At 68.1% G+C, this 12478-nt stretch carries 10 protein-coding genes; 7 read left to right on the forward strand and 3 right to left on the reverse strand.

Features of this window, described 5'->3' with window-relative positions:
- The first annotated feature begins 41 nt into the window (after positions 1 to 41).
- Positions 42 to 815 (forward strand): PEPxxWA-CTERM sorting domain-containing protein, encoded by a 774-nt coding sequence (locus SPHPH_RS0103910; RefSeq protein ID WP_028965509.1) that lies wholly within the window; start codon positions 42 to 44, stop codon positions 813 to 815.
- A 92-nt stretch (positions 816 to 907) separates the two neighbouring features.
- On the opposite strand, the gene SPHPH_RS0103915 is transcribed toward SPHPH_RS0103910, so the two are convergent.
- From SPHPH_RS0103915 to SPHPH_RS0103925, 3 genes are all read right to left on the reverse strand, one after another.
- The gene (locus SPHPH_RS0103915; RefSeq protein WP_238302875.1) at positions 908 to 1618 is read right to left on the reverse strand and encodes a DsbA family protein; all 711 of its coding nucleotides are present in this window, start codon (positions 1616 to 1618) and stop codon (positions 908 to 910) included.
- Positions 1615 to 2964 carry a M48 family metalloprotease gene (locus SPHPH_RS0103920; RefSeq protein ID WP_028965511.1) on the reverse strand — a complete coding sequence of 450 codons (1350 nt, stop codon included), beginning with the start codon at positions 2962 to 2964 and terminating at the stop codon, positions 1615 to 1617. The genes SPHPH_RS0103915 and SPHPH_RS0103920 overlap by 4 nt, the downstream gene beginning before the upstream one ends.
- Positions 2965 to 3336: 372 nt before the next feature.
- Positions 3337 to 6003 (reverse strand): Rne/Rng family ribonuclease, encoded by a 2667-nt coding sequence (locus SPHPH_RS0103925; protein ID WP_028965512.1) that lies wholly within the window; start codon positions 6001 to 6003, stop codon positions 3337 to 3339.
- Positions 6004 to 6104: 101 nt separating this feature from the next.
- Between SPHPH_RS0103925 and SPHPH_RS0103930 the strand changes: the two genes are divergently transcribed.
- The 6 genes from SPHPH_RS0103930 to SPHPH_RS0103955 all read left to right on the forward strand — a co-directional run bounded on the left by SPHPH_RS0103930 (position 6105) and on the right by SPHPH_RS0103955 (position 12429).
- Positions 6105 to 6407: a hypothetical protein gene (locus tag SPHPH_RS0103930; protein WP_156025817.1), complete on the forward strand. Its 303-nt coding sequence runs from the start codon at positions 6105 to 6107 to the stop codon at positions 6405 to 6407.
- A gap of 18 nt (positions 6408 to 6425) precedes the next feature.
- Positions 6426 to 7334 carry an N-acetylmuramoyl-L-alanine amidase family protein gene (locus SPHPH_RS18875; RefSeq protein WP_081668493.1) on the forward strand — a complete coding sequence of 303 codons (909 nt, stop codon included), beginning with the start codon at positions 6426 to 6428 and terminating at the stop codon, positions 7332 to 7334.
- A gap of 252 nt (positions 7335 to 7586) precedes the next feature.
- Positions 7587 to 7907 (forward strand): DMT family transporter, encoded by a 321-nt coding sequence (locus SPHPH_RS0103940; protein ID WP_028965514.1) that lies wholly within the window; start codon positions 7587 to 7589, stop codon positions 7905 to 7907.
- Between the two features lie 45 nt (positions 7908 to 7952).
- On the forward strand, positions 7953 to 10448 hold the full coding sequence (locus tag SPHPH_RS0103945; protein WP_028965515.1) for a penicillin-binding protein 1A: 2496 nt from the start codon (positions 7953 to 7955) through the stop codon (positions 10446 to 10448).
- 124 nt (positions 10449 to 10572) lie between these two features.
- Positions 10573 to 11700 (forward strand): peptide chain release factor 2, encoded by a 1128-nt coding sequence (prfB, locus tag SPHPH_RS0103950; protein WP_028965516.1) that lies wholly within the window; start codon positions 10573 to 10575, stop codon positions 11698 to 11700.
- An 18-nt stretch (positions 11701 to 11718) separates the two neighbouring features.
- A complete protein-coding gene (locus SPHPH_RS0103955; RefSeq protein WP_028965517.1) occupies positions 11719 to 12429 on the forward strand; it encodes a class I SAM-dependent methyltransferase in 711 nt (236 codons plus the stop codon).
- Positions 12430 to 12478: the final 49 nt, after the last annotated feature.

Here is a 12478-nt window from a genome sequence, read left to right on the forward strand (position 1 = left end):
AACCCATTGTACCGACAGGATTGTCGGAATGGGGAGGACGTATGAAAGCGCTTTACAGCCTGACCGCGGCGGCATTGGTCGTCGTGGCGGCACCGGCTTCGGCCGCCACTGTCATCGTATCCAATGTCGCGGGTTTGCCGAGCAAGACGGCGTGGGGCACCTATCCCGGCGAGAACAATGCCGGCAGTACCGCGGCGGTGACGAGCACCGTTGCATACAATGGGAACGGCTCGCTTGAAATGCGCGGCGACCGGACCCGCACGCAGCTCGGCATCCAGTTCACGCTCGGTCGCACCGACATCGGCGCGCTTGCCGACGTCAGCGCGCTGACGTTCGACTGGCGGGTCGCCGCGGATTCGACCAATCCGTACAATGCCGATTATACTCCGGCGCTGCGGCTGCTGATCCTCGACGGCAGCACGCGCAAGGAGCTGATCTGGGAGGGTGCGTATAACGGCACCTATGGCAAGACCACGCGCGATACCTGGTACAGCACGACCAGCGCGGACAAATTCTACATCACGGGCGGTAACGAGAACGATGGCCAGATGATCGCCAGCTGGGCGTCGCAGCTCACCGGCGCGCGGGTGCTGGGGATGTCGGTCGGCGTGGGCGGCGGGCTGGGGAAAGGCTATCACGCCTTTGCCGACAACGTGACGCTGACCACCAGCACGGGCAGCACCACCTACAATTTCGATCTCAAACCGACGGCGACGGTGCCGGAGCCGGGGACGTGGCTGATGATGATGCTCGGCTTCGGCGTGGTCGGCGCGGCGTGCCGCCGGCGGACGCGTGTGCGCGTGGCTCTGGGCTGATCTGCCGTCCCGGGCCTGATCCGGCTACCGCTTCTTGCCCTGTGGTCGGGAAGCGGGGCCCCGGATCAGGTCCGGGGCGGAGGCGAGCTGGTCTAGGACGCGCGAGCTTTCGCGATCGCGTCCTGCAGGCGGTCGAGCGGGAGTGCGCCGCTGAGCAACTGATCGCCGACCACCCACGCGGGGGTGCCACTTATTCCAAGCTTTTGAGCGAGTTCGAGGTTGCTGTTTAGTGCTTCTTCGGTGTCGGCGGGCGCTTTCGACAGGTCGACGCCGCTGGCGCGCGCGGCTTGGGCGATCGTCGCGTCGCTGACCGGGCCGGCGGCGTAGAGCGCGTCGTGGAAGCCCTTGAATCTGCCCTGTGATGCGGCGGCGAGCGAGGCGCGGGCGGCGGTGCGGCTGGTGTCCGCCAGCACCGGCAGTTCCTTGAAGACGACGCGCAAATTCTTGTCGGCGGCGACCAGTTTCTCGATCGTGGGCAGGCTGGCGCGGCAGAAGCCGCAATTATAGTCGTAAAATTCGACGAGGGTGACATCGGCGTTCGGGTTGCCGATCCACGCGTTGCCATAGGGTGCCTCGATCGCGCCGCGATTAGCAGCGATCGCGCGGGTCGCGTCGCGCTGTTGCAGCCGTTCGATCGCCTCCGGGATCAGTTCGGGATGCGCCAGGACATATTCGCGCACGACGCGGCCGATGCGCGCCTCATCGGCTGCGCCAACCGGCGCCGCGCGATCCGCGAGCCACATGCCGCCGGCGCCGAACAACAGCCCGATCGCGACCAGCGCCAACACCATCAACCGGTTCAACGGCGCTTCTTCTTTCCATTCTTGTCGACGGCGTTCTGCGCGGTCATCGCAATGTCCTGCGCGCGGATCCAGTCGGGGGTGTTCTTCGGGATGCCCGCCATCGCGAAGCGGGCGCGGTCGGCGGCGGTGCGGTCGTCGCCTATCATGCTCGCGCGCTCGGCGCTCGCCAGCGCGGCGCGCGCCTCGTCGCCGGTCAGTTCGTAGACGGTGCCGAGCTGGAACCACGCGAACGGATTTTCGTCGTCGCGCGCCACCGCGGTGCGCAGCACGCGCTTCGCCTCGTCGTAGTTCGCGGCGTCCTCGGTCGCGATCAGCGCGTGGCCATAGGTGGTGGCGATCAGCGGATTGGCGCGCGAGCCCTCCGTGGCGCGCTTGAGTGGGGCAAGCGCGAGCTTGGGCTTGCCGGCTTCGAGCAGGATTTGCCCCATGATCTCCTGGAAATAGGGATCGTCGGGCTCTTTGGCGACGAGCGCCTCGGCCTCGGCATCGGCCTTCTCGGGATAGCCGGCGCGGTGATAGGCATAGGCGCGCGCGTAATGGGCGTAGACCGTCTGGTCGCTGTCGGGATATTTCTGGAGCGCCTGCGGTGGTGGCATCAGATAGCCGTCGAGCTTGGCGCGGACGCGCAGGAAGCGTTCCTGAAGCGCGCTGTTGGGTGGCTTGCTCCACGCCTTCGACGCCTGCACATCGGCGGTCAGCGTCTGGACGCGCGTGCCCGACAGCGGGTGCGATTGCATGAACGGGTCGATGTTCTTCGTGCCGTAGCGATATTCCTGCTGTTGCAGCTTCTTGAAGAACTCGAGCATCCCCTTGCCGGTGATCCCGGCGGTGTCGAGATAGCGAACCGCCGAGGCGTCGGCGGTTGCTTCCTGTACGCGGCTGAAGGCGAGATATTTGCCCATCGCCACCTGTTGCCCGGCGGCGAGGATGCCCGCGCCGGCCTCGCCGCCGCCCGCCGCCATTGCCGCGAGCCCGAGCACCATCGAGAGCAGATAGACGCCCATCGCGGGCTTCTGGCCCTGCGCGCTGGTGATGACATGGCCGTCGGCGATGTGGCCGAGTTCGTGGGCGATGACGCCCTGCACCTGATTGGCGCTGTCGGCCTGCTGGAGCAGCCCGGTGTGAATGTAGACGGTCTGCCCACCGGCGACGAAGGCGTTTATCGAATCGTCGTTGACCAGCGCGAACGAGACGTCGGTGGGGCGCAGCCCCGCGGCGGTGACGAGCGGGGCGGACATGTCCTTGAGCAGCGCCTCGGTCTCGGCATCGCGCAACAGCGACTGCGCCTGCGCGGGTTGCGCGAGGAGCAGGACGGTGGTGGCGATGGCGGCGATCAGACGGCGCATGGGGCGGGTCTTAGGGTATGACGGCGGGAGCCGGAAGGCGCGTCGGTGCTTTTCACCGGAACGTTCACCTTGTTCGTCGCTCGGGACCCTTCGACGAAGCTCGGGAGAGCCTTGATCCGGGGTCCTGCTCTTCGCGACCGTGGTAAGAAGCGGGATCCCGGATCAAGTCCGGGATGATGGAAGAGAGCAGGTGAAAGGTGCCAGCTGAACGGCCCTGCGTCAGTGGCGGCGTAGCGAAGCAATCCGGGGCGTCCCGTTCCGGCTCTGGATTGCTTCGCTCCGCTCGCAACGACGAATGGCGTAAAGGCAGAGATCATCGGCCGGGCTTTGCGGCGGTTCGACTGAACCGCCGCTGAAGCCCGGCCGATCGGGTCACGCGCCGAACGTGCGCTGCCACCAGCCGCGGCGTGGCTGTGCAGTCGACGGGTCGGCGTCGGCGGCCGGTTCCTCGGCTGCGGGCGCTTCGTCCGCAGCCGGCTCCACCGCCGCTACCGGCTCGGGAGCGGCGTCTTCCGCGACCTTCTTGCGGCGGGTGCGCTTCGGCTTGGCAGGAGCCTCCTCGGCGACCGGCTCAGGCGCGGGGAGGCCGTCGTTGACCGGGCCGGCATCGCCCGCCTCAACCACCGGCTCGGCGACCTTCTTGCGGCGCGTGCGCTTCGGCTTGGCAGGAGCCTCCTCGGCGACCGGCTCCTCCACGGCGACCGGCTCCGGCTCCGGCGCAGGCGTCGGGGCAGGCGCAGCAGCGGGCTTCCGGCCACGGCGCGCGGTCGGAGCCGGGGTCGGCTCGGCGGCGACACGGGCGCGCGGACGGCGACGCGTCTTGGGCGCGGCGGGCTCTTCAACCGCCGGCGCTTCCTCGACGACCTCGTCGGCAGCGACCGGCTCGGGCTCGATTGCGGCGTCATCGACGACCTCGACCTGCGCCTCGGCAGCCTGCTCGCCCCCACGCTCACCGTCACGACGGCGACCGCGACGTCCGCGACGACGGCGACGACCGCCCTCGCGCTCGGCTTCCTCGCTGGCGTCAGCGTCCACCCCGGTGTCCGGCTCGGCGTCGGCGTCGGTCGCCTCGACCGGCTCGACCTCGTCGGCGTCTTCCTCGCCGGCTTCGCCGTTCTGCTCCTCACCCTCGACCCGGTCGCGACCGCGACGCCCGCGACGACGACGGCGGCGACGGCCACCACGTCCGCCTTCGCCCTCGGGCGTGGCGACCTGCTCGACGGTGTCCTCGTCCTCGGCCTCTTCCTCCTCGTCGATCTCGTCCTCGACCAGATCGTCCTCGGGCTCCTCGACGATCGGGCGATCGAACTTCGGCGGGTGCGCGGGCGGCGGGCCGCTGGCCTCGACCGACATGCGCGCGCCCTCTTCCTCGCCATCGGGGATGATCTCGACGGTGACGCCGTAGCGATCCTCGATCTCGGCGATATCGGCGCGCTTGCGATTGAGCACGTAGAACGCCGCTTCCTGGCTACAGCGCAGCGTCAGGATCGAGCCGCGCCCGCGCGCCGCTTCGTCCTCGATCAGTCGCAGCGCCGACAGGCCCGACGACGAGGCGGTGCGGACGAAGCCGGTGCCTTCGCAATGTGGGCAGGGGCGCGTCGAGGCTTCGAGCACGCCGGTGCGCAGCCGCTGACGGCTCATCTCCATCAGGCCGAAGCCCGAAATGCGACCGACCTGGATACGCGCGCGATCGTTCTTCAGCGCCTCCTTCATCGCCTTCTCGACCTTACGGACGTTCGATCCGTTATCCATGTCGATGAAGTCGATGACGATCAGCCCGGCCATGTCGCGCAGGCGAAGCTGGCGCGCGATTTCCTGCGCGGCCTCGAGATTGGTCGCGGTGGCGGTCTGTTCGATATTGTGTTCACGGGTCGAGCGGCCCGAGTTGATGTCGATCGACACCAACGCCTCGGTCGGGTTGATGACCAGATAGCCGCCCGACTTCAGCTGGACGACCGGATGGTACATCGCGGCGAGCTGATCCTCGACACCGGCGCGCTGATAGAGCGGCACCGGGTCGCTGTAATGCTTCACCTTCTTGGCGTGGGTCGGCATCAGCAGCCGCATGAATTCGCGCGCCTGACGATAGCCGTCGTCGCCCTCGACGATGACCTCGTCGATGTCCTTGTTGTAGATGTCGCGGATCGCGCGCTTCATCAGATCGCTGTCGCCATAGACCAGCGCGGGCGCGCTCGACGTCAGCGTCTTCTCGCGGATCTCGTCCCACAGCCGGGCGAGATAGTCGAAGTCGCGCTTGATCTCGGTCTTGGTGCGCTGGAGCCCGGCGGTGCGGACGATGCAGCCCATCGACGACGGCAGCGCCAGATCGGCCATGATCGTCTTGAGCCGCTTGCGATCGGCGGCGTTGCTGATCTTGCGGCTGATCCCGCCGCCGTGCGACGTGTTGGGCATCAGCACGCAATAGCGACCGGCGAGCGACAAATAGGTGGTCAGCGCCGCGCCCTTGTTGCCGCGCTCTTCCTTGACGACCTGCACCAGCAGCACCTGGCGGCGATGGATGACGTCCTGAATCTTGTAGCGGCGGCGCAGGTTCATGCGACGCTGGCGCAGCGCCTCGACCTGATCGTCGTTGCCGCCCGAACGGCCGCGACGGCGCGGCGCAGGGGCGTCGCCCTCTTCGCCGTCATGATCGTGGTCATGGTCGTGGTCGGCGTCGTCGTGATCGTCGCCCTCGCCATCGTCGCCGAACTCACCGTCGTCGATCGCGTCCTGCTCGGCGCGCAAGGCGGCTTCCTCGGCGGCGTGTTCGGCCTCCTCGCGCAGCAGCGCCTCGCGATCCTCCTTGGGGATCTGATAATAATCGGGGTGGATCTCGCTGAACGCCAGGAAGCCGTGGCGATTGCCGCCGTAATCGACGAACGCCGCCTGCAACGACGGCTCGACGCGCGTCACCTTGGCGAGATAGATGTTACCCTTGAGCTGCTTGCGCTCGGCACTCTCGAAATCGAATTCATCGATCCGGTTACCCTTGACGACCGCCACGCGGGTTTCTTCCCGGTGGCGTGCGTCGATCAGCATACGCGTGGTCATTGAAAACTCTCCACACGCCGCCCTCCGCCGAAGGGGAGGGGGCGCGACGATAAGGCGCGGCCGACCGCCCGATGGGGTCGGCGGCGCGGATGATGATGATGTCTGCTGCGGTTCGCGATGCCGCCCGCTCCATCGAGCGGGAAAAGCCGTCCGCGATCGTGCCGCCGCCGGCGCAGGCCGGGCGGAACAGCGATCGGGCGGAATGCGGCATTGCGAACGTCAACCTGATGACCCCGGGGCCGGCACGTCGCCGGGCGGGGGGTGGCACCGGAGCGGCGTCGCGCGACCTTCGCGCAACATTCCCGGTCATCGCGACACGTAGCATCGCTTCGTCGCCGCTTCAACCGGGTCGTTTTTATGATTCAAACACGTTAACCACGCGGGAACACTGACAGGCTAGCGCCACGATCATGATGGCGCACGAGCATGGGAAAGGGGCGATGGCAGGCAAAGCGGGAGCGACGATCGCGGCGACGCTGCTGGTGCTGGCCGCGCCGACGGCGGGCGGCGATCCGCAGCTCGACTTCCTGCCGTGGAAGTCGCACCGGGAGGCGACCCCGCGCACGGTGACGGTGCGCGTGCCGCCGCCGGCGCGCGGGGTGCGGTTGCCGCGGATCGCGGGCGCGGCGGGGCGGCCGCTGGTGGTGATCGATGCCGGGCATGGCGGGGGCGATCCCGGCGCGGTCAATCCCGGCGCGGGGCTTCGCGAGAAGGACGTGACGCTGAAGATCGCGCGCGCGATCCGCGATGCGCTGGTCGACAGCGGGCGGGTGCGCGTGGCGCTGACCCGCGACGACGACCGCTTCATCATGCTGCGCGAGCGGTTCGGGATCGCGCGGCGGCTGAAGGCGGACCTGTTCATCTCGGTCCATTGCGACAGCGTCGGCACCGGCACGCCGACCGGCGCGACCGCCTATACGCTGTCCGACGTCGCGTCGGATCGCGAGGCGGCGCGGCTGGCGGCGCGCGAGAACCGCGCGGACGTGATCGCGGGGGTGACGCTCGATCGCGACCCCGACGTGTCGTCGATCCTGATCGAACTGACGCAGCGCGAGACGATGAACGCCTCGGCCGGGTTCGCGCGCCTCTTGGGGCGGGAGGCGCGGCCGCTGATCCCGATCAAGAGCAACTTCCACCGCACCGCCTCGCTGATGGTGCTCAAGGCGCCGGACATGCCGTCGATCCTGTTCGAGACGGGCTATATCTCGACCGCGTCGGACGCGGCGTTCCTCGACAGCAAGGAGGGGCGCGAGAAGATCGCCGAGAGCGTGCGGCGCGCGGTCGACGTGTATTTCGCGCGGCGGATGGCGGAGCGGTAAAGGCCTACGGGCCCCTTCGATAATGTCCGTCATTCCCGCGGAGGCGGGAATCCAGACGCGCAGGTCTGCCGATAGAAGCGCGACGGCAGAGGTTCTGGATCCCCGCCTGCGCGGGGATGACGGCAGTTCCCGCGAAAGGCCGGACTCGACATCTCCGATCCCAACCCCTAACCGACCCGCCGCGCACGCCTCTTACGGGTTTCCGGCCGCTGCGCTTCCTCAATCGAGCCCGCAATCAAGGAGATCCCCGCAATGGCGTGGCTCATCCTCGGCGTCGCCGTGGTCACCGAAATCGTCTGGGCGCTCAGCCTGAAATGGGCCGCCACGCAAGGATCGTGGCTGGCATCGGCGGTTCCGATCACGCTCAGCTTCGTCAACATGGGGCTGCTGGCGATGGCGATGCGCGGTCTGCCGGCGGGCACCGCCTATGCGGTGTGGACCGGGCTCGGCGCGGTTGGGGTCACGATCTTCGGCGTGTTCCTGTTCGGCGAGAAGCTCGCGCCCGCGCAGATCGGGTTCATCGCGCTGATCATCGTCGGGGTCGTCGGCACGAAACTGTTCGCCCCCGCCTGAGCGAGTTGCCGTTTGGCGGGCGAGACCGTACACGCCGAAACCGACATGGCTTCCGATCCGACCGCTGCCGTGCCTGTTCGGCGTATTTCTCCCCGCGCGTTGTGGCGTCGCTGGTGGGTGCGCTGGGGCACCTATCTGCTGGCGCTGCTGGTGGTGGCGCTCGGCGTCTTCTGGCTGGTGTTCGCGCGCGACCTGCCGTCGGTCGACAAGCTGAAGGCCTATGAGCCGCCGCTGCCGACCAACGTGCGCGGTGCCGATGGCGCGCCGATCTATTCCTATGCCCGCGAGCGGCGCGTCGAGCTGTCGTACAACGAATATCCGCCGCTGCTGGTGAAGGCGTTCCTCGCCGCCGAGGACAAGACCTTCTTCGAGCACCACGGCGTCGACTTCCCCGGGCTGGCGGGCGCGGTGTTCGACTATGCGCGCAAGTTCGGCAGCGGGCAGCGCGCGCGGGGCGGCTCGACGATCACGCAGCAGGTCGCGAAGAACCTGCTGATCGGCAACGAATATTCGCCGACTCGCAAGATCCGTGAGGCTTTGCTGGCGTATAAGATCGAGGAGACGCTGACCAAGCCGCAGATCATCGAGCTGTATCTCAACCAGATCTTCCTCGGGCGTAACGCGTACGGCGTCGAGGCGGCGAGCCACGCCTATTTCGACAAGGAACTGAACGAGCTGTCGCTGGGGCAGCTGGCCTATCTCGCGATCCTGCCCAAGGGGCCGTCGAACTACGACCCGTTCCGCGACACCGATCGCGCGCTGGAGCGGCGCAATTACGTGCTGCGCGAGATGGTCAAGAACGGCTTCGTCACCGCGGCGCAGGCGGAGACGGCGGCCGCGGAGCCGATCGGTGCGATCACGCATCGCACGCCCAAGTTCGAGCGCGTCGGTGGCTATTTTGTCGAGGAAGTGCGGCGCGAGCTGATCGGCAAATTCGGTGAACAGTCCGAGGACGGGCCGCACAGCGTCTATGCCGGCGGGCTGTGGGTGCGGACCTCGCTCGACAAGAATATCCAGCAATATGCGGCCGAAGCGCTGCGCAACGGCCTGCTGCGCTTCGACGCCGGGCGCGGCTGGTCCGGGCCGTTGCGGCATATCGAGATCGTGGGTGATCGATGGCAGGGGCCGCTGATCGGCACCAACATCATGATCGACCACGAAAACTGGCGCGCGGCGATCGCGATCGCGCGCGACGGTGACGCGTGGCGGCTGGGCTTCGCGGACGGATCGACCGGGACGATGGCGCGCGATGCGGCGCAGATGCCGGTCCGCAACCAGGGCGGCGCCGCCTTCGCCGCGATCAAGCCGGGCGACATCATCGCGGTCGCGCCCTCCGGCGCAAGACGGTTCGCGCTCCGCTCGGTCCCGCGCATCTCGGGCGGATTTGTCGTGCAGGAGCCCGCGACCGGGCGCATCCTCGCGATGCAGGGCGGGTTCGAGTCGAGCGTTCAGTCGTTCAACCGCGCGACGCAGGCGTTCCGCCAGCCGGGCTCGACGATCAAGCCGATCGTCTATTCGGCGGCGCTGGAAAACGGCATGACCCCGGCGTCGATCATCGTCGACGGGCCGTTCTGCGTCGACCAGGGCGCACGGCTGGGGCAGAAATGCTTCCGCAACTTCGGCAATTCGCGCGGGGCGGGGCCGCATACGATGCGCTGGGGAATCGAACAGTCGCGCAACCTGATGACGGTGCGCACCGCGGCGCAGACCGGCATGGGGCGGGTCGTCAAGCTCATCAAGGCAATGGGGATCGGCGACTATTCGCCCTATCTCTCCTATGCGCTCGGCGCCGGTGAGACGACGGTGACGAAGATGGTCAACGCCTATGGCGTGCTCGCCAATTGGGGGCGCTGGCACGATCCGTCGTTGATCGACGTCGCGCAGGACCGGCACGGACAGGTGATCTGGCCCGAGAACTGGCGCGCCTGCGACGGGTGCAACGCACGCGACTGGAACGGTCGCGCGATGCCGCGCCCCGCGATCGGCGGGCGGCAGGTGCTCGACGCGATGAGCGCCTATCAGATGGTGCACATCACCGAGGGCGTGATCCAGCGCGGCACCGCCACGGGCCTGCGCGATCTGAATCGTCCGATGTTCGGCAAGACCGGCACCAACAATGGCCCCACCGACGTGTGGTTCATCGGCGGCACGCCGCAGATGATCGCCGGGCTCTACATGGGCTTCGACAGCCCGCGCAGCCTGGGCGGCTATGCGCAGGGCGGGACGGTGGCGGTGCCGGTGTTCAAGGAATGGGCGCAGAAGGCCTATGCCGGGATGCCGGCGATCCCGTTCCGCGCGCCGCCCGGCATTCGCATGGTGCGGATCGACCGCGCGAGCGGGCGGCCGGTGTTCGGCACCTTCCCGACCGATAACGATCCCAAGCCGGCGGTGATCTGGGAGGCGTTCAAGCCGCAGAGCGAGGCGCGCCGCGCCCGCCGCGCCGCGCCGTCCGCCGCCCCCTCGGCCCGCCCCAGCGCGAGCGCGACCGGCAGCACCGCCAGCGACAGCGACTTCTTGCAGAGGCAGGGGGGCATCTACTAAGTCGTCGCCAGAACGTTCTTTCGTCGTCCCAGCCAGTCGCCGGGATTCCCCGGTCACGCAGCGTTGCTCGTGCCGGTCGGGAATCACCCCTCTGGTCGGCGCGGCGTGACCTTGGAGTAAATTTATGCGCGCCGAAGCGCAGGCCCATGTCGACAGCATCAACGAGGCGCTGGCGCTGCTGCGCCGTTTCCTCGACTGGGACCGCGCGTTGCGTCGCCTCGACGAACTCAACGCGCGCGTCGAGGATCAGGCGCTGTGGAACAACCCCAAGGAAGCGCAGGCGGTGATGCGCGAGCGTCGTCGGCTGGACGAGGCGATCACCGCGACGCGCGACATCGAGCGCGAGCTGTCCGACACCGCCGAGCTGATCGAGATGGCCGACGCGGAGGGCGATGCCGAGATGGCCGACGAGGGCGTCGCCGCGCTCAAGGCGCTCGCCGACCGCGCGCAGGCCGACAAGGTCAAGGCGCTGCTGGCCGGCGAGGCGGATGCCAACGACAGCTATATCGAGATCAACGCCGGCGCGGGCGGCACCGAGAGCCAGGACTGGGCCGGGATGCTCCAGCGCATGTACACGCGCTGGGCCGAACGCCGCGGCATGAAGGTCGAACTGATCGACTATCACGCGGGTGAGCAGGCCGGGATCAAGAGCGCGACGCTGCTGGTCAAGGGCGAGAACGCCTATGGCTATGCCAAGGTCGAATCCGGCGTGCACCGGCTGGTGCGGATCAGCCCGTACGACAGCGCCGCGCGCCGCCATACGAGCTTTTCGAGCGTGTGGGTCTATCCGGTGATCGACGACAATATCGAGGTCGAGATCAACGAGAGCGACCTGCGAATCGACACCTATCGCGCGTCGGGCGCAGGCGGTCAGCACATCAACACCACCGATTCCGCGGTGCGCATCACGCACTTGCCGACCGGGATCGTCGTGCAGTGCCAGAACCAGCGCTCGCAGCACAAGAACAAGGCCGAGGCGTATAATCAGTTGCGCGCGCGGCTGTACGAGCGTGAGCTGGCCGAACGCGAGGCGGTGGCCAATGCCGAGAACGCGACCAAGACCGACATCGGCTGGGGCCACCAGATCCGCAGCTACGTGCTCCAGCCGTATCAGCTGGTGAAGGACCTGCGCACCGGCGCGACCAGCACCGCACCCGGCGACGTACTGGACGGCGATCTCGACGACTTCATGGCCGCGGCGCTGTCGCAGCGTGTCAGCGGCGAGGCGGTGGTCGTGGAAGACGTCGACTAAGTGGCGACGCGCGCGCCCGTGCTCGCCCTGACGGCGGTGGCCTTGCTGCTGCTGGCGGCGTGCGACGGGTCCAAGCCGCTGATCGAGCACAAGACCAAGGAGCCGGGGCCGTTCCCGGCCGCCGATCGCCCGATCGCGAACATCGTCTCGCCGCGCTGGTCGAACGAGGAGACGCGCGACCGGCTCGGCGAGGCGGGGCGCGTCATGGATCTCGCCGACATCCGCAAGGGGATGACCGTCGCCGACCTCGGCGCGGGCGAGGGCTATTACACGATCCGGCTGGCGGCGCGTGTGGGCGAGAACGGCCGCGTGCTGGCGGAGGACGTGGTGCCGGCGGTGCACGAGGCGCTGGCCGAGCGCGTCGCGCGCGAGCGGCTCGACAATGTCAGCGTGCGGCTGGGGCAGCCCGCCGATCCGCGGCTGCCCGACAACAGCTTCGACCGGATCTTCATGGTGCATATGTATCATGAGATCGAGCAGCCGTATGAATTCCTGTGGCGGATGCGGCCGTCACTGCGCCGCGACGGGCTGGTGGTGGTGGTCGATGCCGACCGCCCGACCGAGCAGCACGGGACGCCGCCACGGCTGCTGCGCTGCGAGTTCGCGGCGGTGGGGTACGCGCAGGTCGGGTTTCAGGAGTTGCGGTCGGCGGGCGGATATCTGGTGACCTTCCGCGCGGCGGGGCGGCGCCCCGATCCGGCGGAGATCGTTGCTTGCCGGATGAAGTGAGCGGCTGACAATTCATCATCTGCAGGTTTCGTCATTCCCGCGCAGGCGG

It is taken from the genome of Sphingomonas phyllosphaerae FA2 (genome assembly GCF_000427645.1).
GTDB classification, from domain to species: domain Bacteria; phylum Pseudomonadota; class Alphaproteobacteria; order Sphingomonadales; family Sphingomonadaceae; genus Sphingomonas; species Sphingomonas phyllosphaerae.